This is a genomic window from Micromonospora profundi (genome assembly GCF_011927785.1).
Lineage (GTDB): Bacteria > Actinomycetota > Actinomycetes > Mycobacteriales > Micromonosporaceae > Micromonospora > Micromonospora profundi.
The window spans coordinates 1,372,040-1,398,594 of the sequence record NZ_JAATJK010000001.1 but is presented as its reverse complement, the minus strand read 5'-3'; the positions used below and the strand labels follow the sequence as shown (position 1 = coordinate 1,398,594).

At 67.1% G+C, this 26,555-nt stretch carries 22 protein-coding genes and 6 pseudogenes; 8 read left to right on the top strand and 20 right to left on the bottom strand.

The annotated features are described in order from the left end of the window. Positions 1 to 181 precede the first annotated feature (181 nt). Positions 182 to 676 carry a cupin domain-containing protein gene (locus F4558_RS06195; RefSeq protein ID WP_053652676.1) on the top strand — a complete coding sequence of 165 codons (495 nt, stop codon included), beginning with the start codon at positions 182 to 184 and terminating at the stop codon, positions 674 to 676. Between the two features lie 207 nt (positions 677 to 883). Here the strand turns inward: F4558_RS06195 and F4558_RS06190 are convergent, their stop codons facing one another. Beyond that, positions 884 to 1,975, bottom strand: coding sequence for an IS630 family transposase (locus F4558_RS06190; protein ID WP_312877276.1), 1,092 nt, complete (start codon positions 1,973 to 1,975; stop codon positions 884 to 886). A 95-nt stretch (positions 1,976 to 2,070) separates the two neighbouring features. After that, positions 2,071 to 2,514: pseudogene (locus F4558_RS06185) on the bottom strand (integrase core domain-containing protein); the annotation flags it as partial. A 665-nt stretch (positions 2,515 to 3,179) separates the two neighbouring features. On the opposite strand from F4558_RS06185, the gene F4558_RS06175 reads away from it, so the two are divergent. After that, the gene (locus F4558_RS06175) at positions 3,180 to 3,971 is read left to right on the top strand and encodes a hypothetical protein (RefSeq protein ID WP_167943441.1); all 792 of its coding nucleotides are present in this window, start codon (positions 3,180 to 3,182) and stop codon (positions 3,969 to 3,971) included. Here F4558_RS06175 and F4558_RS06170 read toward each other — a convergent pair. From F4558_RS06170 to F4558_RS06150, 5 genes and pseudogenes are all read right to left on the bottom strand, one after another. Beyond that, positions 3,947 to 4,138: pseudogene (locus F4558_RS06170) on the bottom strand (IS5/IS1182 family transposase); the annotation flags it as partial. The gene F4558_RS06175 and the pseudogene F4558_RS06170 overlap by 25 nt on opposite strands. Positions 4,139 to 4,162: 24 nt before the next feature. Continuing rightward, positions 4,163 to 4,789 carry a DUF6461 domain-containing protein gene (locus tag F4558_RS06165; protein ID WP_053652642.1) on the bottom strand — a complete coding sequence of 209 codons (627 nt, stop codon included), beginning with the start codon at positions 4,787 to 4,789 and terminating at the stop codon, positions 4,163 to 4,165. Between the two features lie 210 nt (positions 4,790 to 4,999). Then, positions 5,000 to 5,781, bottom strand: a pseudogene (locus tag F4558_RS06160) (transposase family protein). A 313-nt stretch (positions 5,782 to 6,094) separates the two neighbouring features. After that, on the bottom strand, positions 6,095 to 7,036 hold the full coding sequence (locus F4558_RS06155) for a TIGR01777 family oxidoreductase (protein WP_167943439.1): 942 nt from the start codon (positions 7,034 to 7,036) through the stop codon (positions 6,095 to 6,097). A 437-nt stretch (positions 7,037 to 7,473) separates the two neighbouring features. Further along, entirely contained in the window at positions 7,474 to 7,920 is a 447-nt protein-coding gene (locus F4558_RS06150) for a hypothetical protein (protein WP_167943437.1), read from the bottom strand. Between the two features lie 81 nt (positions 7,921 to 8,001). Here F4558_RS06150 and F4558_RS31415 point away from each other — a divergent pair. Next, positions 8,002 to 8,121, top strand: a pseudogene (locus F4558_RS31415) (IS3-like element ISAar45 family transposase); the annotation flags it as partial. Here F4558_RS31415 and F4558_RS06145 read toward each other — a convergent pair. The 3 genes and pseudogenes from F4558_RS06145 to F4558_RS06135 form a co-directional block, all read right to left on the bottom strand. Beyond that, on the bottom strand, positions 8,105 to 8,311 hold the full coding sequence (locus F4558_RS06145; RefSeq protein WP_053652639.1) for a hypothetical protein: 207 nt from the start codon (positions 8,309 to 8,311) through the stop codon (positions 8,105 to 8,107). The pseudogene F4558_RS31415 and the gene F4558_RS06145 overlap by 17 nt on opposite strands. A 277-nt stretch (positions 8,312 to 8,588) precedes the next feature. Further along, a complete protein-coding gene (locus F4558_RS06140; protein WP_167943436.1) occupies positions 8,589 to 9,482 on the bottom strand; it encodes an SDR family oxidoreductase in 894 nt (297 codons plus the stop codon). Between the two features lie 24 nt (positions 9,483 to 9,506). Then, positions 9,507 to 10,242: pseudogene (locus F4558_RS06135) on the bottom strand (SDR family oxidoreductase). Positions 10,243 to 10,337: 95 nt separating this feature from the next. Here F4558_RS06135 and F4558_RS06130 point away from each other — a divergent pair. Further along, positions 10,338 to 11,270, top strand: a complete 933-nt coding sequence (locus tag F4558_RS06130) for a LysR family transcriptional regulator (RefSeq protein ID WP_167943435.1) — start codon at positions 10,338 to 10,340, stop codon at positions 11,268 to 11,270. A gap of 473 nt (positions 11,271 to 11,743) precedes the next feature. After that, positions 11,744 to 12,547 carry an inositol monophosphatase family protein gene (locus F4558_RS06125; RefSeq protein WP_053652636.1) on the top strand — a complete coding sequence of 268 codons (804 nt, stop codon included), beginning with the start codon at positions 11,744 to 11,746 and terminating at the stop codon, positions 12,545 to 12,547. A 38-nt stretch (positions 12,548 to 12,585) separates the two neighbouring features. Here the strand turns inward: F4558_RS06125 and F4558_RS06120 are convergent, their stop codons facing one another. Then, positions 12,586 to 12,762, bottom strand: coding sequence for a tyrosine-type recombinase/integrase (locus F4558_RS06120; protein ID WP_197281411.1), 177 nt, complete (start codon positions 12,760 to 12,762; stop codon positions 12,586 to 12,588). Positions 12,763 to 12,879: 117 nt separating this feature from the next. Beyond that, the gene (locus tag F4558_RS06115; RefSeq protein WP_053652635.1) at positions 12,880 to 13,767 is read right to left on the bottom strand and encodes a LysR family transcriptional regulator; all 888 of its coding nucleotides are present in this window, start codon (positions 13,765 to 13,767) and stop codon (positions 12,880 to 12,882) included. Positions 13,768 to 13,851: 84 nt separating this feature from the next. Between F4558_RS06115 and F4558_RS06110 the strand changes: the two genes are divergently transcribed. Together F4558_RS06110 and F4558_RS06105 are read left to right on the top strand one after the other, a co-directional pair. Further along, positions 13,852 to 15,165, top strand: coding sequence for an aspartate aminotransferase family protein (locus F4558_RS06110; protein WP_053652634.1), 1,314 nt, complete (start codon positions 13,852 to 13,854; stop codon positions 15,163 to 15,165). A gap of 1,077 nt (positions 15,166 to 16,242) precedes the next feature. Continuing rightward, positions 16,243 to 17,411, top strand: a protein-coding gene (locus F4558_RS06105; RefSeq protein WP_167943434.1) for an IS3 family transposase whose coding sequence is annotated in 2 segments (ribosomal slippage) — positions 16,243 to 16,527 and positions 16,530 to 17,411 — 1,167 coding nt in all. Because the reading frame shifts where the segments join, the coding sequence is not laid out codon by codon here. 428 nt (positions 17,412 to 17,839) lie between these two features. On the opposite strand, the pseudogene F4558_RS32305 reads toward F4558_RS06105, so the two are convergent. From F4558_RS32305 to F4558_RS06090, 3 genes and pseudogenes are all read right to left on the bottom strand, one after another. After that, positions 17,840 to 17,980, bottom strand: a pseudogene (locus F4558_RS32305) (kinase); the annotation flags it as partial. Positions 17,981 to 18,395: 415 nt separating this feature from the next. Next, complete coding sequence (locus F4558_RS06095; protein ID WP_167943432.1) at positions 18,396 to 18,659, bottom strand: DUF1883 domain-containing protein; 264 nt, start codon at positions 18,657 to 18,659, stop codon at positions 18,396 to 18,398. A 33-nt stretch (positions 18,660 to 18,692) separates the two neighbouring features. Continuing rightward, positions 18,693 to 19,529 carry an IS5 family transposase gene (locus tag F4558_RS06090; RefSeq protein ID WP_167943430.1) on the bottom strand — a complete coding sequence of 279 codons (837 nt, stop codon included), beginning with the start codon at positions 19,527 to 19,529 and terminating at the stop codon, positions 18,693 to 18,695. A 982-nt stretch (positions 19,530 to 20,511) separates the two neighbouring features. On the opposite strand from F4558_RS06090, the gene F4558_RS06085 reads away from it, so the two are divergent. Then, the gene (locus tag F4558_RS06085) at positions 20,512 to 21,756 is read left to right on the top strand and encodes an IS256 family transposase (protein WP_167943428.1); all 1,245 of its coding nucleotides are present in this window, start codon (positions 20,512 to 20,514) and stop codon (positions 21,754 to 21,756) included. Between the two features lie 793 nt (positions 21,757 to 22,549). On the opposite strand, the gene F4558_RS06080 is transcribed toward F4558_RS06085, so the two are convergent. The 5 genes from F4558_RS06080 to F4558_RS06060 form a co-directional block, all read right to left on the bottom strand. Beyond that, positions 22,550 to 23,146, bottom strand: a complete 597-nt coding sequence (locus F4558_RS06080) for a hypothetical protein (protein WP_167943426.1) — start codon at positions 23,144 to 23,146, stop codon at positions 22,550 to 22,552. Beyond that, positions 23,077 to 23,637: a hypothetical protein gene (locus F4558_RS06075; protein ID WP_167943425.1), complete on the bottom strand. Its 561-nt coding sequence runs from the start codon at positions 23,635 to 23,637 to the stop codon at positions 23,077 to 23,079. The genes F4558_RS06080 and F4558_RS06075 overlap by 70 nt, the downstream gene beginning before the upstream one ends. Continuing rightward, complete coding sequence (locus tag F4558_RS06070; RefSeq protein WP_167943424.1) at positions 23,634 to 24,635, bottom strand: nucleotidyltransferase; 1,002 nt, start codon at positions 24,633 to 24,635, stop codon at positions 23,634 to 23,636. The genes F4558_RS06075 and F4558_RS06070 overlap by 4 nt, the downstream gene beginning before the upstream one ends. Before the next feature lie 322 nt (positions 24,636 to 24,957). Then, positions 24,958 to 26,049, bottom strand: a complete 1,092-nt coding sequence (locus tag F4558_RS06065; RefSeq protein ID WP_245241276.1) for a tyrosine-type recombinase/integrase — start codon at positions 26,047 to 26,049, stop codon at positions 24,958 to 24,960. Further along, entirely contained in the window at positions 26,046 to 26,525 is a 480-nt protein-coding gene (locus tag F4558_RS06060) for a hypothetical protein (protein WP_167943422.1), read from the bottom strand. Before F4558_RS06060 ends, F4558_RS06065 begins: the two co-directional genes overlap by 4 nt. Between the last annotated feature and the right edge of the window lie 30 nt (positions 26,526 to 26,555).

The following is a 26,555-nucleotide window of genomic DNA, read 5'->3' as shown; positions in this document are numbered from 1 at the left end:
CCGGCTTACTTGCAACGGATAGGGACCATGTCAGTTCATTGCCTGCGCGGTGCGACTTCTCACCCCGATCGGCATTCGTGGAGGCTAGCTGTCGACTGCTCCTACGACTACCGTCTTGGAGGAAATTTGCCGGTCCACTGTCGGCGCATTCTCTGCTAGGGGGAGTCTCGTGAGCCTTTCAATGTCCGCAGTTGACCTAAATCCACGCGGTGCCGCCGGTGGCTTGCATGTGGCTGCCGGGCACGGAGTGACCAAATGGTTTTCCGGCGACGTCTACACCATGCGCCTTCAGGCAGCCCAGACTGGCGGGTCCATCGGAATCGTAGAGGCCAGTGTGCCGCCGGGCGGTGGCCCCGTCCCGCATACCCACGCTGAGCAGGAGGAGACGTTCTATCTACTGTCGGGTGAGTTGGAGTTCCTGGACGGCGAACGGACTTTTACTGCGGTGACTGGCGATATCGTTCATATTCCGCGTATGGTCCGTCACAGGTTCAAGAACGTCGGTATGCATACCACGAGGTTGCTTTTTATCTACACGCCGGGCGGCGCGGAGGGACTCTTTGTAGAAGGGGGAGATGAACCCCGACCTGGTGTGCAGGTAGACAACTGGGGGCCCGAGCGTTTCGACGAGCGGATGTTGGGATTGTTCCACAAGTACGGTGTGCAGGCTGTGTAGCTTCTCCGGCATCGAATGTGCGGACAATCCGCCGTGAGGGTTCGCCTGGCCTTGCCACAAGCAAGGCGAGGCGACCGCGCGGTGACCCGCAGCCCGACGAAGCGGCGGTCGCTTGCGTCGTACGGTCGCTGACTGCGTGGGCGGATGTCACCAGGTGCTGATGGCGCTGAACTGTTCGTCCGCGAAGTGCTCGGGCCTAGTGCCTCGTCATGCGGCCTTGAACGGGTAATCGGGATGGCGGATCTTGGAGTTGATCGCGTATCCGGTTTTGGGTTGGGCGTGTTGGTTGCGCCAGCGGATGTAGGCGCCGATGGCGGTGTCTTGCTCGGCGTGGGTGCGGTGGTCGGTGCCGTTGAGGGCGAAGTAGCGTACGGCGGCGAATTCGGCCTCGATCCAGTTCAGCCAGGAGGCGTAGGTCGGTAGGAACACCAGGTCGATCTGGTTGGCGGTGCACCAGGCGCGGACCTCGGGGTGCTTGTGTGGGGAGAAGTTGTCCAGGATCAGGTAGAGCCGGTCATCGGGCCACCGGGCGCGCAGTGTCTTGAGGAAGCTGAGGAACTCCCGCCATCGTTTCCGGTCGCGGATGCGGTAGTGCAGCTTGCCGGTGGTCAGGTCCAGGGCGGCGATCATGTGTCGTACGCCCTGGTCGCGGGTGTAGGTGGCCCGCAGTCGCACCGGGTGTGCGACGGGCCGCCAGGCCCGTCCGGGTCGGGGTTGCAGGTTCAGCGGCCCGAACTCGTCGACGGACAACACCCGACCATCTGCTGGTGGGTGGTCGTAGAGGTCCAGGATCCGGCGCATCTTCGTGGTGAAGTCGGGGTCGGTGCTGGCCTTCCACGTCTTGGTGGCCTGCCACGTCACGCCGCGTTCGTGCAGGATCCGGCGGACGGTCTCGACGCTGATGGTCGTGACGTGGCCGGCGGCGATGAGGTAGTCGCGCAGCTTGGTCAGGGACCAGCAGGAGAAGGGTCGGCCGAGGAAACGGGGGTCGCACCGGGCGATGACGCAGATCCAGTCGCGGGTCTGCTCATCGATCCGTCTCGGTGCGCCCCCGCTCCATTTTGGGTCCAGGGCGTCGAACCCCCGATCGTTGAACGCGTGGATCACGTCGCGGACGTAGTCCTCGCTGGCCTTGAGCAGATGAGCGATGTCCGGGGCCGGCTGTCCCTGGGCGGACATCAGCACCACGATCGCCCGCCGCAGCTTCACCGGGTCCTTCGCCGTCCGAGTGATCCGCTGCAACCGTTGACCCTCGACCATCGACACCTGCCGGACGAACACCTCCGGGCGCCTACCCACGCCACCACCTCCCAGACCAGAAACGATGGGAGACAGCCTGCCCGACACATCCTCAGAACCCACGGATTACACGATCAACGTTCAAAGACGAGGCACTAGGTGTTCTGTCCAGAGAAGTTGGGGACGCGGCTGGCGGGTGGGCCGCCGAGTGCGGTGTGGTGCCGGTGATTGTTGTAGGTGTGGAGCCAGGCGGGCAAGGCCGCGCGTCGTGCGGTCTCTGAGCGGTAGGGCTTGGCGTAGGCCCATTCGTCGGTCATGGTCCGGTGGAAGCGCTCGACTTTGCCGTTCGTTTGTGGCGGGTAGGGGCGGGTCTTCTTGACGGTGACACCGAGTTTGGTGCAGGTGTCGTGCCAGAGGTGGGACTTGTAGCAGGAGCCGTTGTCGGTCAACACCCGGGCGATGGTGATGCCGTGGTCGGTGAACCAAGCGTGGGCGCGTTGCCAGAACGCGGCTGCGGTTTCTTGACGTTCGTCGGGAAGGATTTCGGTGTAGGCCAGCCTGGAGTGGTTCTCGATCGCGGTATGCAGGTAGGCGTAGCCGACGACCAAGCAACCCACGACCTACGCGCACTCGTCCGGGCGGACATGCTCGAACAGCACGGCGAGACCCGAGGCAGGTTCTACCTCACCTCGCCGACGCTGCGCGACCTCGCCGCCCCCGCGCTGCGCCCAAAGGAAATCATCGACCCGTACCGACGGTGAGGCGCCGGCCCCGGCACTGCCAATCTCCGACGGTCAGCGCGCCGCGAACGGACGCCATTTCCTGTCTACCGAATTGGACCCATGCGGCCGGTCATACCAGTAGGCATTCCAGACTCACAGTATTTGGGCGTAGATATGCCCAAATGGACAGTCAACCTGTCCCATTTATCGTGATTTTCACGAAATTTGGTGTCCGAGGGGCGACACGACCCTTTGCCCCACCGTCGATGACGCTCAGCGCAACTCTGAAACTCACGCAAGTCTAGCTGTGCTGGTGACCTCTTCGGTTCCGCCGAGGTCACCAGCCTGAAAGACTCTCAGGACGTTGCCTGCGGGATCGTCGCCTCAGCTGGCGGATCCGCAGCGCACTTCCGCCCGCTCACCTGCAACGCTTACGTCGATCTACAGCACTTCTGCAGGCGTGGTGTGAGGCGACCCGAGGCGCCGGCCGGCGCCAGCCATCCCGCAGCTCAGACCTGTACGTGGCCATAAGATCCACGTCTATGGTCCGCACCACGCCCCCACGTCCTCTGGACATCACGGCGCTCTTCCCTGAACTGCGGGAACATTCCATCACCGCTACCCGTCTGCATCCCCGACCCGGCGATCCGACCGTTGCGGACAGTCCGGTGGGCGGACCGCTGTTGTGGCCGGCCGACGAGGAATGGCCGGTCTGCGACGACGCCGGGGCGCACGAGCCATGGAACCTGACGACCCCGGCCGCCCTGCACCGCGGGCGGGAGATCCTCGCGACGGCGGAAGCCCGGGAGCCGCTGCCGGGCGGGGACTTCTTGACTGCGAAGGAGCGGACCGAACTCGATGCGGCCGACGCTCTGGACCTGGACGACCTGATCGAGGATCCCATCCCGTTGGTTCCAGTCGCGCAGCTGTACCGACGAGATATCCCGGACTACGTCGGTCCGGACGCCACCGACCTGCTCCAGATGCTGTGGTGCCCGGTGGACCACTCGGACCGGCACCACAGCCCTCGCGTCTTCCTCTACTGGCGCAACAGTTCCGCCGTCGGCCCGCTACTCGAAGCGCCTCCCGAACCGCCAGTGATCAGCGACATGTACCTGCCGCTTCCGTGCGTGGTGCACCCCGAGCAGGTCCGCGAGTACCAATACGCCGACCTGCTCCCCGATGACCTACGCGAACGGCTCCACGACTGGGATGACTGGGATGACGACGAAGACGAGAGCCGTCCCCACTCAGCCTTTTTCATTCTGAGTAGGCCGGGTTCTCGATGTGGGTGCAGGACGAGGATGGCCTACACGATTGGGGTTGTCCGGTGAGGGCTGCAGCGGAGTTTAGTCAGGATCTTCCAGGTCTAGAGGGTGGCGTTGGCGCGTTCGCCGATGGCACGAATCCGGGCGTGGGCCCGGTTGACCTTCTTCTGCCAGGCGGCGAGTTTTGGCCGGTAGCGGTGCCGTTTGAACAGGGTTCGGATGCTGCCGCGGGCCGCCGGAGCATCCATCACGGGCGGCTATCGTGTCATCCGGTTGAGGGCCAGGTCCGCGGTCAGTAGCGGGCCGGCCAGGTCGGCGAGGGCCGGCAGCCGCCCGACGATCCGGGCAGCCAGATGCAGCGCCGCCGCGACCGGGCGGTCCGGACCCCCGTCGTTGGCGTCGGCGTCGAGCGGCAGCCCGACCGCCGCCATGCTGGCGGCCAGCCGGTCGGCGTCGTCGCCCTGCCGCCGCCACACCGCCTCCGGCGGGAACTCGGTGATCAGAGCGCCGTCGACCGCGTAGGAGAACGAGTGTGACGCCGCATAGTCGTGCCGCATGACGCCCACGGCCCGGCACCCGCGGGAGACGGCTACTACCCGGTCATCCTCGGCGACCTCGTAGGTGCCCACCACCATCGTCCACCCCGCCAGGGCCGTGGCGAACGCGATCGGTCGCGTATCCCAATGACCGACGATCTCACAGGCCAGGTCGAGGAACTCGTCGAGGCTGCGCTGCTTCACCGTCTCCGGCCGGGCCGCGAACCGGGTCAGCGCGGTGGCCGGGTCGACGCCCTCCACGAACACCATCCCGACGATCTCGCCGAGCAGCTCCTCATCGACGACAGCGGCGACGAACTCGGCTTCGGCCGTACCGATTTCATCCATGGCTTCTGACCCCCGCGTCGGTGAAGCGTCAGACTGTAGCGTCTTCACCGGGCCTTCGTGACCCCCACCGCGGCGATCTGGCCCGCCCTTGCGACCGAGCCTGGAACGCTGCGGTCAAGCACCCGACCGGCGCGGCTGTACTCACTGCCGCGATCGACGTCCGGTGATTCGGCATCCGCCGGCCATTGGTCCTTTTTCATGGAGCCATTCTCATCCTGCGTAGCGGTTCGTTTCGACGTCGTGCAGGACGAGGATGGCTTGGACGGTCGCGGTGGCTCGGCGTGGGCAGCAGCGCAGCTTGGCCAGGATCTTCCAGGTCTTGAGTGTGGCGATCGCTCGTTCTCCGCGGGCGCGGATCTTCGCGTGGGCCCGGTTCACGGCCTTCTGCCTGCGTGAGAGCTTCGGCCGGAAGCGGCGCCGCTTGAGCGGCGTGCGCAGGCTGCCGTAGGCGCCCTGGTAGCCGTTGTCGGCGAAGGTCATCACGTCCGCGCTGGTCAGGGCATCGATGATGCCGTGACTGCGTGCGGCGCCCAGGTCGTGTGCCGAGCCGGGCAGTGCCGGTGATGCCCACACGATCCGGCCGGCGGCGTCGGAGATGACTTGCACGTTCACGCCGTGGCGTTTGTGCTTGCCGCTGTAGTAGGGCTTCTGCTCGGCGATTCGGTCGATCGGGATCAGCGTGCCGTCCAGGATCGCGTATGCCAGCAGCCGGATGTCGCATCGCGGTGTCCAGGTCGTCGACTGCCGAGCTGAGCAGGGTTATCGCTTCCTGGACGTAGCGCCAGGCGGTGGCGACGCCGATGGCGAAGCCGGCAGCGAGTCGGGTGTAGGTGTCGCTGTTACGCAGGTGGGCCAGGGCGAGCAGCGCCTGCCGGCCGGGCGCAGGGCGCCGCCACCGGGACCGGCGCTGCCTAGGGGTGACCGCGGATACGTTCGGCGAGGTGGTTCAGGGTCCGGCTGGACAACGGAATCGTGGCGGGGTAGGACAGCATGGCGAGGCTCCCGGTCGGGGCTTCGAGTCTTGGTCGACAGCTGTCCTACCTGGAGCCTCGTACCCATCGACCATCGGGCCTGCCGCACACGCCCGAACTGCAAGATCAGCCTGGAAAAGGCTCACTGATCGTGAGCTGACACCCCGCGCATGCTGTTACCAGCGGTGGCTTCCGCAGCCACATCGGTCGCTTGGAGCACCGTCACGGACGCATTGCCTCATCGGCGGCAGAGGAATGAACCGAGCACTTCGTTCGCGAGAACGGGTTCCGTCACTGGAAGTGTGACCGTCGCCTCGGCTTTGGCGCGAGGTCGCTAGCCTCGCCGACGCCGTAACGCCAGATCTGCGGCCGCGGCCCGCCACTGCGGATAGCCGAATGTGAATCCGGCATCAGAGAGCCGTCCCGGGGTGACTCGCCGGCTCTTCAGCAGCAGTTCGGTGTCCGACCGCATCGCGAACGCGCCGACCTCAGCCATTCGTCTGGTGGCAGGCAGGCCGACCGGCATCCGCCAAGCCGAACGCAACTCCCGCATGAATTCTCGCTGTGGCAACGGGCCGGGTGCGGCTAGGTTCACAGCCCCGGTGAGGTCGTCGCGTTCGATCAGGAATCGGATAGCGCGGGCGAAGTCCTGGTCGTGGATCCACGAGACATACTGCCTGCCGCCCGCGACCGGTCCACCGAGTCCGAGCCGCGCTAGCCAGCTCAGCACGTCGAACACGCCGCCACGGTCGGGGCTCATCACCATGGCCGACCGCAGCGCAACCTTGCGGGTATCCGGAGTTGCCGCCTGCTCCTGCGCAACTTCCCAATTCTGAGCGATCTTGACGCTGTACGCCCAGTACCCGGGCACGCCGCGCTCACCACCGCCGATCAGACCCCTGTACTCATCGTTGGCCGCATCAAAGCGGTGCGCATAGATCGTCGCGGTGCTCATCTGCATCCACACCTTGGGTGGCCGGGTCGCCTCGGCGATGGCCTCGCCGACAACCCGCGCCGACTCCACACGTGAACTCATCATGGCTTCGAGGTTCTCCGCGGTGTACCGGCAGCTCACACTGCGCCCCGCTAGATTGATGACCACATCGCTGCCGTTGATCTGCTTGGCCCAATCGCCAAGCGTGGAGCCGTCCCAGTGAACCTGACGCTCACCCTTAGGCGAGCGGGTCAACAGCACAACGTCGTGACCCTCCGCAGTCAACGCCCGATCCAAAATCGTGCCGATCTGCCCAGTCCCACCGGGAATGACGACCTTCACAGCCCCTCCTCATCCGCCGCCTCATTCTGAACATGTTCAACCATGCTGTGGGCGTACGGCTATGGCGGGCCACCAATCTCACGCGTCGCCAAGGCGATCCAGAACGCTGCCTACGGGACGACTGGGGAGATCAAAATCAGCGGGAAGATCTCGGCCCTCCATACCCATCCCCTACCTGGAATCAGGTGATGCCGAGCAGTGCCAGCGGGCGGTGCTGTCGGAGCGTGATGTCGGTTGGCGGCGATGTTGGCGACTCCGGCGGTGCGCAGGGCGCCGATGGCGGCGTTACTGAGCGCGACCATGACCTGGGGCCCGGTCTCGGTGCGGCTTCCGCTCCGCACCCCGACGAGGTCGCGGCCGCCGCCTGACTCGCAGAGCTCGTCGCCCGCACGTCCTGCGGAGCCATCAACCATCTGCAGGTGATCCGGGACTCCGTGTCACGCGTCGGGCAGATGGTCCGGGGTGGTGGGCTCGGGGTTGCGGCGCAGCAGCTGCTGCCACTCGGCCTCGCGACGGTCATGCAGTTCGGCGATGGTGCGCATCAGGGACTCGGCATCCTTCCTGCTGTACCCATGGAGGTCAGTGACCGTGCGGTCGCTGACCTCCACCCGGACTCGCCTGCCCACGTGTCGGCCGATGAACGCACCCACGGCCCCGCCCGTGGCCACCCAGACCTCCGGGGTGCTCACCGCGACGGAGATCAGTTCCATCGCGGCGCTGCCGGCAGAGAATCCCAGCGCAATGCTGTTGTCGACGTCGGCCTCTGTGAGCAGACTCTGCAACTGCTCACGGTAACCAGGAGTGATGCGGATCTTCGCGTACCCGGTGCCCGCCCACGGCTCGATCCGGACCACGACGTCGGCATCCTGTTGGACAGTTGGCATGCGCTCCAATGTGGCACGCCGGTGCAACAACATCCGCGCGGCTACCCTGCCCAGTGACGGCCCGAGTTCGATGTCCGGGCCGCGGTCGTGAACTGGATCGAACGGACCTGCCACCGCCGCCGACGACAGCGATCCCTGTCCCGGTTGACCCCTATCGAGTACGAGACCATCATGACCCGACCGATCAGTCAGACCGCGTGACTGAAACTTCGCGCTTTCCGGCGTCGTACTGGTTGGAGACATACGCGGTGGCCTGATCGTTGAGCCACCACGGCGGCGAACCCATCGCCTCCGCCACGTTGCGCGCTTCCTTCAAGACGATGCCATGCAGTAGGAATGTGGCATCCACGTCTCGCGTCACCCGGTCAGTGTCGTAGGCGAGCGCGCCCACAGTGCTGGAAGGTCGACTGCGCGATCAGGCCGGGGCGGGCTGTTTGCTGGTCACGTCGGGACAGGCGTCGAGGAGGCGTCGGCAGGCGGCACGCCTCCCCCGGAACCGGCGAAGTTCACCCTGGCGTCCACGCTCGGACGCAGTCACACTACAAGAAGCGGCCACCTTGTCCTCCCTTGAGAAGATTCACCGTCTCCTCACAGAGTGGCCAGGTGGCCGCCTCATGCCATTCCCTCAAACGACCGACTGATCTCCTACCGGACGTTAAACGCGAAGCTTAGATCTGGGCGACGTGCAGGACCTGGTCGAAGCCCATCCGCCGGACGAAGTCGGTGCGGGCGGACAGCACCGCGGCGTTGGCCTCCTCGACCATCGAGTTGGTCAGGTCCACGACGCTGCGGAAGGGCCGTTCGCCGAAGGGCAGCGCCAGGATCCTGGTGATCTCCTCGGCGACCACGATCGGGTCGGCCGAGGTGCCCGGGGTGAACAGGCTCTCGGTGGCCTCCTCGTTGCGGGCAGCCAGCGGGTCCAGTGCCCGGTAGCCGGCGGCGACCCCGGTGGTGTCCTCAGGGCGCCCGGCCTTGGGGAAGTGGTCGGTGCCCTGGGTGAAGGGGCCAGGCATGACGATCACGGTCTCGATGCCGAGCGGCGCCACCTCGTAGGAGGTCACCAGCGCGAGCGAGTCCATGGCCGCTTTCGAGACCACGTACGGGCCAAGAAAGGGTGGTGTGGTGACCGGGATGGTGCTGCCCACGTAGAGCAGGGTGCCGCGGCCCTGTGCGCGTAGGTGCGGCAGGGCCGCCCGGTTGAGCCGCTGGACGCCGAGCGTGTTCACGTCGATCAGGTGCGCGATCTCATCCGCGGTGAACGCCTCGACGTAGCCGGTGAGCAGGTGCCCGGCGTTGTGGATGACCACGTCGAGCGCCCCTGCGTCCTCGATCACGGCCGCCACCGCCCGGTCCGCGGAGTCCTGCGAGGCGACGTCGAGTTCGACCACGTGCAGGTCGAGGCGCTCGGTCACGGCGAGATCGCGCAGGTCGCTCGCATGGGCGGCGTTGCGGGTCTCGGGAGCCCGCATCGAGGCGTAGACGCGGTGGCCGGCGCGGGCGAGTGCCTGCGCGGTGAGCTTGCCGATGCCGGTGCCGGCACCGGTGATGAGCACGGTAGACATGATGGTTCTCCGATCACGAGGGGGTTATGCGATGCCGCCGTTGCTGAACAGGACCTGGCCGTTGACCCAGCGGCCGCCGGGCCCGGTCAGGAAGGCGACGGCCTCGGCGATGTCCTCGGGCGTGCCGAGACGTTCCAGGGGCGCGGCCCCGGCGATCCGGGCGATCAGCTCCTCGCTCTTGCCGTCGAGGAAGAGCGGGGTCGCGGTCGGCCCGGGCGCCACCGCGTTGACGGTGACGTCGCGGCCGCGCAGTTCGCGGGCCAGGATCAGGGTCATCGCCTCGACCGCGCCCTTGGTCGCCGCGTAGCCGCCGTACGTGGGCTGCTGGAGCCGGGTCACCGAGGTGGAGAAATTGATCAGCGCGCCCCCGGCGCACAGGCGCCGGGCGGCGAGCTGCGAGACCACGAAAGTGCCGCGTACATTCACCCGGTGCATCCGGTCGAAGTCGTCGAGGTCCATCTCCGCGATCGGGGTGAGCAGCATGATCCCGGCGGTGTTGATCACGGCGTCGACACCGCCGAAGCGCTCCTGCACGGTGTCGAAGAGCCGGGTCATCTCCTCCGGCTCGGCGACGTCGCCGGGGAGCGCCACCGCCGCCCCCCCCGCCCGCGGTGATCGAGGCCGCGACCTCCTCGGCCGGTGCCGCACGGCCCGCATAGTGCACGACCACGGCCATGCCGTCCGCGGCCAGCCGCCTCGCGACCGCCCTGCCGATGCCGCCCGAGCCGCCGATCACCACGGCCACCCTGTTCTGATTCATGACTGCTCCTGACTCGCCGTGTTTCCCGAACGAGATCCAGCGTCATTCACCAGCTATTATTTGTCCAATGCATGAAAAATATATACCGTATGCGCGTGGCACATATTGAACGCGTCGACCTCAACCTGCTGGCCCCGCTGGCCGCCCTATTGGCGGAGCGACACGTCTCCCGCGCCGCCGAGGTCGCCCGCCTGAGCCAGCCGGCGATGAGCCGCGCACTGCAACGGCTCCGTGACACCCTCGACGACGAGTTGCTGGTCCGCACACCGCGCGGCTACCGCCTCACCCCACGGGCCGAACGCATCCAGCGGCAGCTGCAGACCGTCCTCCCCGGGCTGGAGAGCATGTTCGCCCCGGAGCAGTTCGACCCCGCCGAGGCCGCCGAGTCCTTCCGCATCGCGGGCACCGACTACGCCCGGGTCTTCGCCCCCGCGGTCTTCCAGCGCGTCTTCCGCGAGTCACCCCGCTCCACGCTGCACTTCCGCCCCTGGCACGACAGCATCTACGACGAACTCGACCGGGGCCTGGTCGACCTGGTCTTCTACGCCAAGTCGGAGCACCTCTCCCCGCTGCACACCGCGGAGCTGTTCGAGGACCGCTTCGTCTGCGTCCTCTCCGCCGACCATCCCCTGGCCGCCACCACGGCGATCACCCTCGACGCCTACCTGGCGGCAGACCACATCATCATCGGCACCATCGACGAACGCCAGACCGCCATCGACTGCCGCCTCGACGACCTCGGCAGCCGCCGCCGCGCCGCACTGACCGTGCCCTACCACTCCATGGCCGCCGACGCCGTCCCCGGCACCCCGCTGATCCTCACCGTCCCCGAACGCCTGCTCGACCACCACGCCGACCCCGGCATCCACATCCTGCCCGCCCCACCCGAGATCCACCCGCTCCGCTACCACATGACCTGGCACCCCCGCCTCGACGGCGACCTAGGCCACCGCTGGCTGCGAGACGTCGTCCGCACGGTCACCGCCGACATGCCCGGGCGCGCTGGCCGACAGGCTCCATCGATGTGAGCGACCTCGATGACGTGGATGATCCGCGCCGGGATACCGACCCGACAGATATCACCGGGTGCGAGGCGCAGGGCAGGCGGGTCGGTTACGTACAGCTCGTCCGGATCGGCACGGCCCAGGGCCACCACGCCGTTCCAGCACGAGCCCTCCGCGTCCGGGTCGATCTCCCACCAGGGCCAGCGGACGCTGACGTACGCCTCGTCGACGCCGATGACAACCGTTGGCGTGAACGGGCAGGAGATGCGCAGCACGTCCCCGACGCGGTAAACCATGCGCGGCAGGTTAGCGCGGTGCCGGGCAGGACGCCGGCCGTGGAAGGGGCCAGGGACCAGCGGTCGGTGACTGCACGAAGCGCTTCGCCCGGCCGTACGGACGGCGCCGCCGTGTTGCCCGACGAGCACGCTGTCCGCGGCCAGGTCGGGATATCCGATCGCGGCCCGCAATGTAGCCAGGACGGCATCTATCGTGCGTGCATGTCGATCACCGACCGAGAACTGGTCATCAAAGCCGCGGAAGCCGGCGCAGCGATCGTGCGCTCGCACTACGGGTCATCGCTGACACGCTTCGAGAAGTCTGCCGGAGACTTCGCCACGACGGCCGACATCGAAGCAGAGCGCGCCATCCTCGACGTCTTGCACGCTGCCCGGCCGGACGACCTCGTGGTGGGAGAGGAAAGCGGACGCACGGGAACCGGCGGGAACGGACGCATTTGGCTAGTCGACCCGTTGTGCGGGACGCTGAACTACGCCGTACACAACATGCTCGTCTCGGTCAACGTAGCTCTGCGAACCGGAACGCAGGTCGGCGTGGCAGCCTCGGCGGACCCGTTCACCGATGAGGTGTTCTGGACCGACGGTGCTGGGGCACACGTGCGTCACGGCGGCGCGGACGAGCGACTTGCCCCGTCGGCCGCGTCGAGGCTGGTGGACGTCAATCTCGATCCACCGTTCCCCAATGAGCGCGTCTTCCGGGCCGCGCGGTTACTTGCCGATCAAGGGTTCATCCGGCAGTTCCGCCCACGTGTCGTCTCCACCACCCTGGCGGTGGCTTGGGTCGCTGCCGGCCGACGAGCCGCTTACGTAACCGATGGCCACCTGAGCGACAGTGTCCACTTCGCGGCCGGCATCGCCCTCTGTCAGGCAGCCGGCTGTGTGGTGACCGGGATCGACGGCCAACCTCTTCACACTGGCGCGGGCGGTCTCGTCGTGGCGGCCGACGAGCAAACACACGCAGCCCTGCTGACCCTGGTCGGAAACCAGCGTGCAAGAAGGGATTGATCGCCTATCCGCTTCTCGGCAAAGCCGTGAGCGGCTGATCATGTTCCGGGGGCCATGTACGCGGCGAGGATGTAGTTGGGGTGCCGGTCGAGGTTCTTGCGGGCCCGGTCATAGCGCATGGTGGTCCGTGGGTCGGCGTGGCGGGCGGCGATTTGCACGTCGCGGAGGCTGACGCCGGGGTCGAGCATGGTCGTCACGAACGTGTGCCGCAACATTTGGGATGCATCCTCGGCATGCACCACGGCGGCGGCCGGTGCGGAACAGCGCCTCTGCGCATCGCCCTGGTACGCAAGGGGTGCTACCAGCACACTACGGAGACCGTCCGGCCAAGGTCAGTCACCTGCTCTCAGGGCATTGAGCACGGCCGTCACCTCGGGGCGTGACGCGGCCGGTCGCCGGACCCCGGCAGTGATGCGCCGGGTCAGCGGCGGGCTCAGTGGTCGGGTCACCACCCGGTATCGCGGGTCCACCGCCAGCTTCGGCAGCATGGTGATCGAGCGGCCGTTCTCCACGTGCTGGAGGGCCAGCATGTAGTTGTTGAACCGACAGATCACCACGGGCTCGAAGCCGGCCTCCCGGCACAGTCGGGTGGATAGCTCGGACATGTACGAGCCGGCGACGTCGAACGTCCAGCGCTGCTGCGCGCACGCCTCCAGTGCGACCGACTCGGCGCTGGTCAGCGGATGCCCCGGGGGCAGCACGAGCACGACCGGGTCGGTGGCGAGCGGCACTAAATGGATCTCCGGGGAGAGCTCGGCGCCGGCGAAGTCGGCCGTCGTGATGATCAGGTCGACGTCGCCGCGACGCAGCGCCGGCATGCTCTCGTGTGGCTCCAACTCCAGCAACACCACGCTCACATCCGGGTGTCGGGCCGCGAGACGGACAAGTGCGGGTTCGGCGAGGGCTTGCACCGCACTCTGGAACGCGGCCACGGTGACCGTGCCAGCCGGCTCGTCGGCGAGGCGGCGCAGCTCCGCCTCGGCCGCGTCCATGGCCGCGAGGATCTCCCGAGCCCGGGCGGCAAGCAACATTCCGGCCGCAGTGAGTCGCACCCGCCGCCCGGTGCGTTCCAGCAGCGCGGTCCGGGTCTCCCGTTCCAGCGTGGTCAGCTGCTGCGACACCGCCGACGGGCTCAGGTTGCCGCGCTGCGCAACGGCCCGGACGGTGCCGTAGGTCGCCAGGTCGGCGAGCAGGCGCAGCCGCCACGGATTCAGCGTCATGACCGCCGACTGTACGGCTTTGCTTAACAGCGACAGCGGAAATGTGCGATGGACGTGTCTGTTCGGGCTGCCTAGCGTCGGTCCGTGGCTGATTCGTTCTGGTCCGACGCCGATCGTCACCTGGTCCGCTACATCGGCGCGGGCAGCTTCGTACGTGAAATCATCGAACGCGCCGAGGGCAGTTTCGTCTTCACCGCCGACGGCCGCCGCCTGCTCGACTTCACGTCGGGGCAGATGAGCGCGATCCTTGGCCACTCTCACCCGGCCGTAGTAGCAACGATCCAGCGGCAGGCAGCCACTCTCGACCACCTGTTCAGTGGCATGCTGAGCCGGCCCGTGGTCGAGCTGGCACGCCGCCTCGCCGGCTCGCTGCCTGCGCCGCTGGATAAGGTCCTGCTGCTCACCACCGGCGCGGAGTCCAACGAGGCGGCAATTCGGATGGCGAAGCTGGTCACCGGCCGACACGAAATCATCTCGTTCGCCCGGTCCTGGCATGGAATGACGCAGGCTGCGGCGAGCGCCACCTACAGCTCGGGGCGCAAGGGGTACGGGCCCGCGGCGCCCGGCAACTTCGCCATCCCCACGCCGAACGCGTACCGGCCCGACTTCACCCTTCCGAGCGGCGAACTGGACTGGCGGCACCAGCTGGAGTTCGCGTTCGAGCTGTTCGACGCCCAGTCGGTGGGCAGCCTGGCGGCGTGCGTCGTCGAACCGATCCTCAGCTCCGGCGGGGTGATCGACCTGCCGCCGGGATACCTCGCGGCGCTGCGCGACAAGGTGCACGAGCGGGGCGGGCTGTTGATCCTCGACGAGGCGCAGACCGGTCTGTGCCGCACCGGAGAGTGGTACGCGTTCCAGCGGGACGGCATCGTGCCGGACATCCTGACCCTGTCCAAGACACTCGGCGCCGGCCTGCCGCTGGCCGCTGTGGTGACCAGCCCGGAGATCGAGCAGACCGCGCACGAGCGCGGCTTCCTCTTCTTCACCACGCACGTCTCGGACCCGCTGGTGGCTGCGGTCGGTAACACGGTCCTGGACGTGCTGGAGGCCGACCGGCTCGATGAACAGGCTGCGCAACTGGGCTCGTACCTGCGGAAGGGCCTTCAGGAGATCAGCCAACGGCACCCTGTGGTCGGCGACGTACGGGGCCGCGGGCTGCTGGTCGGGCTCGAGCTGGTCAGCGACCGCGAGTCGAAACGACCGGCCGACGCGCTGGGCGCGGCAGTGACAGGGCGTTGCCTGGAACTGGGCCTGCACATGAACGTGGTGCAGCTGCCGGGCATGGGCGGCGTCTTCCGCATCGCACCAGCGCTCACCTCCAGTCACGCGGAGCTGGACCTGGGCCTGGAAATCCTCGACCATGCACTCGCCGACGTGGTGCCGCAGTTCATACCTTGATACGCCAGCCAGGGGTCATGATCATGGAAGTCTTGGGGGCGTTCAGCCTGCGGCATGGGGGAATCGATAAGGGCGCGGCTGCCGGCGTCGTGGAACAGGTCGGTCAGCGGGCGGGTGACACCAGAACCCCACAGATAGGGCGGCTCCTCACCCGGGCCGACCCGTGCAGGGCAGACTTCCACGCCTCAAAGGGCGGTACGAACCTCGGGCTGCGCCAAGGTCCGGGGCGGCGAGGCGGCGTCCGGGTGTCTCGGATTCGACGAGCAGCCGTTTTCGTCAGCAGCGCCGAGCCGAGGTCGGCCAGTTGCCGGTCGTCCCAACCGTTTTAGCGCAATAGGTTCTGCTCGGTCGGGTCTGGCAGCACCATGACTTGCAGATGCAGCGACGCTTCGGGTCGGTTCAAACCGAGCCGGGCAGCGATCCGTTCGACGGTATCCGGCGCGGACAGCAAAGCGTTTCTGGCCGTACGCGCCAGCGGGCAAACCACTCGTCAACTCACCGATACTCGTCGTCAACCGGCAGTCCTCACGTCACGACCACGTGCATCCATCGTCTGCATTATGAGTTGCCCTGCCGACATCTGCAGACGCGCTCATCTGCCCGAAACGGTCGCGCGCCCGTGGTGCCCATCTCCTCGAATGGAAGTCGTACTTTTGCGATGAGCTATCCAACCCCTCGTGCGCAGGTGATCGGCCATCGCCCAGCCCACGACGGCGGGAGTAGGTGTCTACCACGACCGCGAGGTAGCTGATCAGCTCACGCGGTCTCTCTCGCGCAGACCCGCGCCGCTATGAGCGCTGAGCGACGTGGGGGTTCGAGTCGCCGGCCAGCGACTCGCCGTCAATGTCTGCCTGACCTGCGGTGTGGGGCCTGGGGCAATTCGGGGGGCGACACGACCCTTTACCCCACCGCCGATGATGCTCAGCGCAACCCTGAGGCTCGCGCAAGCCTAGCTGCGGTGGTGACCTTTTGGCTCTGTGGGGTGATGCACGGTTCGTGTCAGTCCAGGGGGTCTGCTGCACCGATAGGTGACATCTGAGATGGCTTGCCCTGGTGGCGGGCTGGAAGGATGTCGCTGTGCCCAAGCCCTACCCCCGAGAGTTCCGCGATGACGTCGTGCGGGTGGCCCGTGACCGTGATCCGGGCGTGACGATCGAGCAGATCGCGAAGGACTTCGGAGTTCATCCGATGACGTTGTTCAAGTGGCTGCGCCAGGCCGACGTAGACGCCGGGACCAGACCGGGTGTCAGTGGCAGCGAGTCAGCCGAGTTGCGGGAGGCCCGTAAGCGGATCAAGCTGCTGGAGCAGGAGAACGAGGTCCTGCGCCGGGCCGCGGCGTACTTGTCGCAGGCGAACCTGCCGGGAAAAAGCTCTACCCGCTCGTGAGCGAGCTGGCCGCCGACGGGATCCCCGTGGCGGTGACGTGCCGGGTATTGAACATCGCTCGTCAGCCCTACTACCGGTGGCTCGCCCAGCCGGTCGCCGACGCTGAACTGGCTGCGGCGTATCGGGCGGACGCGTTGTTCGACGCCCATCGCGATGACCCGGAGTTCGGCTACCGGTTCCTGGCCGATGAGGCCCGCGCTGCCGGCCAGCCGATGGTCGAGCGCACCGCCTGGAGAATCTGCTCTGGCATGGGCTGGTTCAGCGCGTTCAGCAAGCGCAAGCGTCGGGGCAAGGGCGGCAAGGTCGGTCCGCCAGTGCACGACGATCTGGTGCGCCGCGACTTCACCGCCGACGGCCCGAATCGGTTGTGGTTGGCCGACATCACTGAACACCGCACCGCCGAAGGCAAGCTCTACCTGTGCGCGATCAAGGACGTGTGGTCCAACCGGATCGTCGGCTACTCCATCGACTCACGGATGAAGTCCCGCCTGGCCGTCAACGCCCTGCACAACGCCGTAGCCCGCCGTGGTGACGTGGCCGGCTGCGTGCTGCACACCGACCGCGGGTCGCAATTCCGAAGCCGGACATTCGTCCACGCCCTCAACCAGCACCACGTGACCGGGTCGATGGGCAGAGTCGGCGCCGCCGGCGACAACGCCGCCATGGAATCGTTCTTCGGCCTGCTACAAAACAACGTCCTCGACCGCCGAACCTGGACGACCCGGCAACAGCTCAGGACCGCGATCGTGACCTGGATCGAGCGGACCTACCACCGCCGTCGACGCCAACGAACCCTGACCCGGTTGACCCCTATCGAGTACGAGACCATCATGACCCCACCGGCCAGTCAGGCTGCGTGACTGAAACTGTCACCTATCGGTGCAGCAGACCCGGTCGCCGCAAAACTGAGCGACGCGTTCACACGATGCGTGCGAGACGCCAAGTCGGCTATGCCGGCTGGATGCCCCGAATGGAGTCCGCCGTCGGGCGCCGAGAAGATCAAATGGTCTTCTACGGGCGATCCACTCCTGACCGCTCGCGCTACCTTCGATCCGAAGTTCGCGATCTACCGCGTCAAGGGCACGTACGAGTTGGCCGTGCGCTACACCTGGCTTGGTACCACGAAGACCGACACTCGCAATCCCACCTACGAGGCTTGGATCGCTCCAACAGCGGCAGGGCCCGTGGTACTCCAGATCAAGGACACGACCACGGTCTAGGTCTCATCGTCATTTTTGCGCTTGAACGACGACCTGGTCGATGCCCGGCCGAGTCGATGCTGTGCAGGCGGGCTTGTCCGATCCCGCAGCACGATGGGACGCAGGTAGTCCTGCTCGACCAACCGACAGCCTCGGCCGTGCCGGCGCCACAACTCAGAAGCGAAGCTGCTCTTACCCCAGCAGGAGTTACCCCGAACGCAGACGAGAATCGTGCGCGCTGCCGGTCGGGACGGAGTCGCGGCCCCGGCGCTCCCTCGCAGTCGGCGGGCGTGCAGGGTCATGGGCGAAGTACCGCAGCCTGCGGGCGGACACCCTGGCATGAACCCATGCCCGCACTACGGACACCGCAACGCCACACGCGGCCGAGTGCTGTGCACCGCTGACCAGGTCAGGTCGCAGCCGATGTCGGGCAAGTTGGCATCGATGCGGCGAGCCTCGGGATGGATCGCCGCGAAGGCCCTCTCATCGCTGCCGTCGAACCTTGCCGCTTACAACCGGGCCGCTGTTGGTGGCCATGCGGGTCTCGCCCACGCGGACCTCTCACCGATGATTATGGAAACGCGTGTACGTCGAGCACGGCGGAGCGGTGCGACAACACCACTGCTCGTACGTGTCCTCCAGCGGTCAGTTGAAGACCTGGTTGACCGTGATTCGGATGCGGTCAGGGTTGCTGTCGACGATGAGCCACCAGTGGTCGTCGCAGGGCACTTCTAGGACCACGGGAGTGAGGTCGTAGAAGCCGCCGAAGAACTCGTACTCGTCGCCGTCGACGTACGCCTGGTACTCGTCGTCGTCCATGAGGCAGACCCTGGCGGTCGAGCCGCGCAGCCCGATCTCGAACAACGCGCCGGTGGCGCACTCACCAAGGTCCCAGTAGAGGTGATTCACACACCCTGTGTAAGAGCGCGTTTCACATTGCTGTCAGTCGGGTGTGTTGAAGGTGAGCCGTTGTTGGCGGGTGGCGGGTTCGCCTCGGGTGAGGCGGCGGAGCATGCCACCGAGGGCGGCCCATCGGATCATGGCCTCTGACGTTGTGCGGTGGGTTTCGTAGTCGCGGGCCAGGCGGCGGTGCGCGGTGATCCAGGCCAGGGTCCGCTCCACGACCCAGCGGCGCGGGTGTACGACGAAGCCTTTCTGGTCGGCGGGTTTGCGGACGATCTCGACGGTGGTGCGCAGCAGGTCGCGGGCCCAGTCGACGAGGCGACCGGCGAAACCGGAGTCGGCGAAGACATGCCGGATCGGCGTGGCTGCGTAGGTGGCGAGCAGGGCGCCTTTGGCGCCGTCGCGGTCCTGCCAGGACGCGGCCAGGACCCAGACGGTGACCAGCAGACCGAGGGTGTCGGTGACGATGAACCGCTTCCGGCCGTTGATCTTCTTCCCGGCGTCGTAGCCGCGGGTAGCGCGGGGCACGGTGTCGGCGCCCTTCACGCTCTGCGAATCGATGACCCCCGCCGTCGGCTCCGGGTCACGGCCGTGAGCCACCCGGATCTGTTCACGTAGTTCGGTCAGGATCCGCTCGGTCGCGCCGCGGCTGTTCAGCCGGGTGAAGTACGCGTACACGGTCTGCCACGGCGGGAAGTCGACCGGCAGGTACCGCCACGCGCAACCGGTGCGCACCACGTACAAGATGGCGTCGATGACGGCCCGGCGGGAATGCTTCTCTGGTCTGCCCATCCACTGCGGGGAGGGCAGCATCGGCTCGATGATCTCCCACTCCGCGTCGGTCAGGTCAGACGGGTACCGCCGCACTCGATCCATACCTGTCTACCGACCGAGTTCCATCCATCGACCGGACCCACTGTGCGACACACCCGACCGACTCACAAACCAAACGCGCTCTAACGGATAGGGACGCCCCGTAGAAAGTCCTCCCAAGCGTGGCCTTGTCCACTCCGCAAACCACGGCCGCTCGGGCCCCGCTGACCGACGGAACCCGACGCACGGTGAGGCGGGCGATGACTGGGCGGTGTCAGCCGGGAGGAGAGACAAGCCTTCTGAGCAGACCGTCCATCGACTAACCGCTCGGTGCCTCGACCAGGCTGGCCGCGAGTAGCAGCGGAGGGAACAGGGCTTGCTCGAAGCCGAACACCGACATCAGTGCCCCGGCGCCGGCGAGTCGCCGCGAGAAATTCTCCTGTGGATGCAACCGGTCACGGTGATCCCTCGCGATCAAGGGGGTGTCCCAGCACCGCCGTCCGATACGGTCGATTCATTGATCAAAGAATGGGGTGACGTCAGAACCTTAAGCCTCCCGGCCCAGGACGGGCAGCCTCTCAATCCCTGCAACAGCGGAGCTAAAGGCTGCCTGTCGCATCCCAGTCCGCATCCAACCGCTCGTTGGCCAACCGGCGCTCCTCCTCAATAACCTCTTGCCGCCGCTTCCAGTCCTCCACGACGTCATCGCTCGGCAGGAGCCGGACCGGCTCCTGCTCACCGTTGCGGCGCCAGCGAGCCCTGCGGTATCGGTAAACACGAACTCAAGGTCGAGGTGGCAGGGGTGACCAGGACAACCAGGGCCGATGTGCATCACGTGCCAAAGCTCTGGGGCATCAAGCCAGCCGTTGCGCTTCGACTTGCCGGGTCCGATCGTCCCGAAATGCAGGGGCAATCCTCGTTCTGGAAGGTTGCGTCCAGGGAAGTGGTGTACGACTTGCCCGTGATGGGCGTGTTGCGTAGATGAGAGACGGCCATCGCGTCGATCCTTCAAGACGACCAAGTCAGAGAAGGAAGAGAGAACGCGATGGCCGCATCTGAGAGTGTGAACCCTGTTGACCTGCTGCGCGAGCAGATCGAGGGCGCGTCGCCGGACGTGTTGCAGGCGATGATCAAGACGTTCGTGCAGGCGGTGATGTCCGCGGAAGCGGACGCGATCTGCGGCGCCGGCTATGGGCAGCGCAGCGACGAGCGGGTCAACTCCCGCAACGGTTATCGGCCGAGAGAGTGGGACACCAGGGCCGGCACGATCGACCTGGCCATCCCGAAGCTGCGGCAAGGCAGCTACTTTCCGGACTGGTTGCTGACGCACCGCCGTCGGGCCGAACAGGCGTTGGTCTCCGTGGTGGCCACGAGTTACCTGCTCGGGGTGTCGACCCGCCGGGTGGAGAAGCTGGTGGAGCAACTCGGCGTCAAACAGTTGTCGAAGTCGCAGGTGTCGGAGATGGCCACGCACCTCGACGCCCAGGTCGAGGCGTTTCGTAACCGGCCGCTGGACGCCGCGCATTACCCGTTCGTGTGGATGGACGCGTTGACGATGAAGGTCCGCGAACACGGACGGACGGTCAACGTCCACGCGCTTGTCGCGGTCGGAGTCAACGCCGACGGTCAACGCGAAGTCCTCGGCGTGGATGTCGCCTCGGATGAGGACGGCGCCGGCTGGTTGGCGTTCCTACGGTCGTTGACCGCCCGCGGCCTGTCCGGCGTTCAGCTGGTCATCTCCGACGCCCACCGCGGTCTTGTTGGCGCGATCGGCGCCGCCCTGCCCGGCGCCGCCTGGCAACGCTGCCGCACCCACTACCTGCGCAACCTGCTCACGAAGGTTCCGAAGTCGGCCCAGCCATGGATCGCCACCCTTGTTCGGACGATCTTCGACCAGCCCGACGCCGACGCTGCCCGAGCCCAGTTCGACCGGGTCGTCGCCACGATCGAGGCGAAGTTCCCCGCCGCCGCCGAACACCTCGACCACGCCCGCGACGACCTCCTCGCGTTCACCGGCTTCCCTCGCGAGATCTGGCGCCAAATCTGGTCGAACAATCCGCAGGAACGGCTGAACAAGGAGATCCGCCGGCGCACCGACGTCGTCGGGATCTTCCCAAACCGGGCGGCGATCATCCGCCTCGTCGGCGCCGTCCTCGCCGAACAAACCGACGAATGGACCGAAGGACGCCGCTACATGGGCCTGGAACTCCTCGCCAAAGCCCGCCTCGTCATCGTCGAGCCAGACCAACACGACACCGACCAGACCGATCCCAGCCCAATCGCCGCCTAACATCAAACCGGATCCCGCGATGGCCGTCTCCTACACCACCAGCGCGGACGTGACCTTCTGGAAGAAAGACCATCACGGATGAGATTGGCTCGCCGCTGTGGTTGTCCACCTGAACGATCACCTGGTCATACTCGCGAGGCGGGGCGTTGGCAGGGCGTGGCAGATGGTCGTTGTCCCAGTGCACATTCGGCTCAGAGACGATGTCTGCGGTCACAAGCCGGGCAACCTGCCGCTGTGTCTCCTCCGCCTCCGCCCGAGCCCGATCACGGGCACGCAAAGCCGCCACCCCCGACACGACCACTGCGGCGAGACCCGCCGCGCCGGCAAGTATCGACCCGATCGAATCATTGATGTCCCAAAATCCCATGCACCGAGGATGCCACCATCATGTTGATCTCCAGCAGTGCCCGGTGAAGGCCAGCTCAGATGAGATTGGTGACGGGCCGAGCCGTCGGGTCATGTTCGGAAAATCTTTTCGGAACGCGGCGAGGTCGCCGTTGTCGACAACAGACTGCTGTCGCACGACAGGCCCTGACCGCCCGCGGCGAGCAAGCCGTCTCCGTCCGCGGGCACCATCCCGGGTAGATCATCCCTGGAACTCGAAGGTAGGCGGCGCGCCCGGCGCGAGTTCGCGCAGACCGTCGGCCCATCCCCTCATCACGAAGCGTCGGTCGGGTCCACACCGTCTAGCGCTCCCACGTATACCCCCGTAAGTCACCTTGCCAAGAAAGCACCGATCGTCGCCTTGCACAGCTACGGCGGACAAGCCGAATGCGCGCCCTCGACGCGCCTATTAGTGATCGCCTTCGCCGGCCACGCGGGGGATCTGGGGTTGGTCGCTGTTGGCGGTGGGGAGAGTGGGTGCGTGGCGGGCCCGGTGTCGTCGGAGGGCGTTGCGCATGCTCGAGATGCAGGTTCCGCGGGCGGCATCGACCTGGTTTCGGGGGTAGCGGACCTGCAGGTTCATGTCGGCGTCGGTGGTGAGGACGGGCTGCTGCCATGCTTGCCGCATCTGCCCGCCGGCTTGGATCTTGGTGGCGCGGACGAGTGCGGCGTAGCTGGCGGCGACCTCGGGTGCCTCGATCTGCAGGAGGGCCTGGTGGTAGGCAAGCCGGGACTGGATCTTGCTGACCTCGTCGGTGAGGTCGTAGCGGGCTTCGGGAGTGTCACGGCGGCGGCGGATCCGGTACGGCATCTCGGCGTAGTCCTCGACCGCGTTGAGGGCCTCGGCGAACGTCTTGGCCTGCCGCTCCCGGCGGGTCGCGCGCTGGTTCAGCGTGTAGGTGACCGAGGCGGAGACGACGCCGCCGAGGATCGCGATCACGGCGACGACGACGACCGCCGTCTGCGCGGCCGTCCAGCCGCTCTGCGCGGCTTGGGCGTCGACCATGTGCTGTCACCTCCCTGGGTTCGAGGAAGTCCGTGGGGTGCGTCCTCGAGCAGCCACACTCCGTCGTTCTGTCGCCAGTAGTTCTCGAGGAACAGGTGCTGGCGGGTCAGCTCGATGAGTTCGAGCAGCCCCTTGTCGTGGGTCCACCGCCGCTGCGGCGGGTCCAGCGGCATCCACATGCACAAGGCCCCGTCGGGCATGCGGTGCTTGGAAGTGGCGCCCCGCTTGGCAAAAACCCGAGGATAGTCCTGCGGAGGCAGTCCGTACGTGTCGTACGGCGGCAACTTGTGGAAGCGAATCGTCACGTCGACCGGCTCTGGGTCGCCGACGACCTCTAGCGCCGCGATGTGGTAGGCGAGGATCTCGCACTGGCCGGTATAGCAAGCCGGGTCGAGAATGTGCTGGTGCGACAGGGTGGGCCCCAGTCGGCGTTGGGCGGCAGCTTCCAGCGGGACCCACCACGACGCTCGCCGGCCATACCAGTCGGTCACCGGGGCGACCACGCCCGCGCCGGGGTGTCCGGCCGGGGGACGAAAAGGCTGGCAGACGACGCGCCGGTGGTCAGTAGCGCCTGCTCGGCCATCTGCGCGCGCTGGTCGCTGTCGGCGACCACGTGCGGCAGCACGCTGTGCAAGGCGTGCTGGGCGAGAGCGCTCCGGCCGGCCTGCTCGTGGTCGATGGCCACGGCCACCTTGTCCCGTGCCAACCCGAGCCGCCAGGCCGCGCCCTCGCGCGTCATCCCGGACGGCAGCTTGATCGTGCCCGCGACGTCCGCAGGGTCGTCGGTGAGCCCGGCGTCCATCTCGTCGGCGGCATACGTGAAGAAAACTTGCAGCGCCTGCAGCAGGGGCCGCTCCTTGTCCGCGATGCAGCCGAGCGCCAATGCCTTGATGTTCCACGAGCACAGCGGCTTGCCGTGGTGAGCACGCCAGTGCTTGAGCAGCCGCACGGTACGGGCGAACACGTTGTCAGTGTCCTCGTTGGCCTGCAGCACCAACTCGGTGTGCTTCTCCGGGTGCGCCCGGTCCCACCCAACCTTGATCGTGGTGTTCGGGATCCACAACCCCTCATCGGGATGGTCCAACGCCACGATCACGTCGGCGGTGAAGTCCCTCTCGCCCGCCGTCACCGGGGCGCCGAACCGCACCAGCACGGACCGCTTCTGACCCTCGACGGTGACCGTCAGGTTGTCGAACTCATCGTTGAGATGCTCGCGGATCGCATCGCGGGCCTGCTCCAGCAGCGGCAACGGTCCCCCGGCGTCCGGCCCGTACCCGGCCACGTCGACCACGACGCCGAGGTCGACGTCGGTCAGCGGCGTGTTCGCGTCGCCGTGCGCGACGGACCCGTTGATGTAGGTGCGGGCCCCGGGAAACGCGTCGAGCAACGCGGCACCCAGCAACCCTCGCCGTCGGCGGGCCTCACGCAGTTCGTCCAGCGTGACCTCAAGGGTCTTACGGCCCTCATCGAGCTGGTCATCCAACGACATCGCGGTCCTCCTCTCGGCCGGAATCCGGCCGTGGCGGTACCTCGCAGGCACAGCACAAGGAGGCGCGGGTAAGCAAGTTTGACCGTCGCGACATCATCTGCCGCCGAGGACCTTCACCGGGTATGTTCCTGGGTGCGAATCAAGGAACGGCCCCGTAGCCCGTCGCCCCCGTGCGCGAGTAGCTGCGGGGCTTCTTGTGACCGTCAGCCTAACCAGCACCCCCGACACTTCCCCGCTGCTGCGACCCGGGCGGTCATCGCATACCACGGGGGGTTGTGCCGTGAGCCGGACGCAGAGCACCGGGCCCCCATCCGTCGGCGCTTCACGACCCGTCTAGCGGCGGGTTCCACCGCGGTATGCGGCCGCTCCTATCCTCCACATCCTGGGCGGGGAACCGCTGCTCGCTCTCAGCTACAGCCAGCGGGTGTGGCTGACCGGTGAGGGCTGCCAGCGCGACGGCGACGGCGTGCAGGTCAGCCTTGATGTAGGTGGTGGTGGCGGGTCCGCGGCTGTCGGTATGTCCGGCGTAGGCGCGGGCCACACCGTAGCCGGAGTGGCGTTCGACCCAGGTCAGGGTGGTGTGGCGCAGCCAATGGATGGAGATGCCTTGGACGGCGACCCACGGCAACTGCCGGCCGATGCGTTTCCACATCAGGTCGTAGCGCCGATAAGTAGCGGGTTGGCCGTTGCGGTAGCGCAGCAGCGCATCGGTCGGGACGACGGCGCCGCGAGCTCGGGCGTGGTCGTTCAGTCGGCTGGCGAGCATCGGTGTGATGGGCTGCCAGCGTTGCGTGCCGCCCTTCTCGCGCAGCCGGATGAGAGCGTGGTCGGTATCGAGGTCGGTCAGGCGTAGCGCGAGGGCGCCGGCGCGTCGGCAGGCCGTTTCGGTGTGCAGGCGCAGCAGTAGAGCGTCGAGCACGATGTCTTTGCCGCCGCTGCGGGCCGCAGCGTTGATATCGGACAGTTCGTCGGGGGTGAGGGCACGGCGGGTGTTGGGCAGTCGGCGGGGTTTGGGGACTTTGTGGGCGGGGCTGTCCACGATGGTCAGGTATCCGTCGGCGATGGCGCGGTTGTAGAAGGCGCGGGCTGCGGCGATGAGGTGCTCGCCGGCGTGTCGACCATGGCGCGAGTTTCGGCGAGGGCGGGCGCTGGCGGCGGCCTGTCGCATGAGGGCTTCGATGTCGCTGGCCCGCACTGCGTCGATGCGCCGATCGCCGTAGGCGGCGGCCATTCGTCGCCAAGAGCTGCCGTAGGTGCGTCGGGTGGCCGGGCTCGCCGCCGCGACAACAGCAGGAAGGTACTCGGCGACTGTCGGCACGGCGGGCCGGTTACTGTCGGTGAGGTCGGCGGCAGTAACGCCCAGGTGCTTGAGCAGCGCCCGGGCGGTGGCGACACGATCGGGATCCATGGTCATGAGGGCTCTCCGAGGATGCGGACGTGCAGGTCGGACAGGACCGCCGCGATGGTGTTTGAGGGGTGCGCGACAATGCGGTTCTGGCGGGGCAGGGCAGCCAGAAGCACGGGTTCGCCGGGAGCGATGCCGCACAGGTGTCGGGCGGCGGCCGGTAGGGGCAGTTCCTCGCGGGCGCCCACGGCGTGCGCGCCTTCGGCGGCCGGGGTGATCAGGATTGCGCCGGTCACGACGTCGACGTGCAGGGTGAGGCCCGGTGTCCAGCCCAACGCCCGCAGCAGCGCACGAGCGGTGACGCGGCCGGCGGCGTCGGGGCGCGCCACGTCGAACAGCAGGCGGCCATCGCCACTGCGGGCGACGGGCGCGGGCAATGTCGGCAGCGGTGCCGGCTCCGGTACCGCGACGGGCAGCGGGGTTGGCACGAGGGCCTCGACGAGCTGCTCGTCGGGCTGACGGGGACGCGGGCGGCCGGAACTCACCTAGGCCCCCGCCAGGGCGGACGCAGCGGT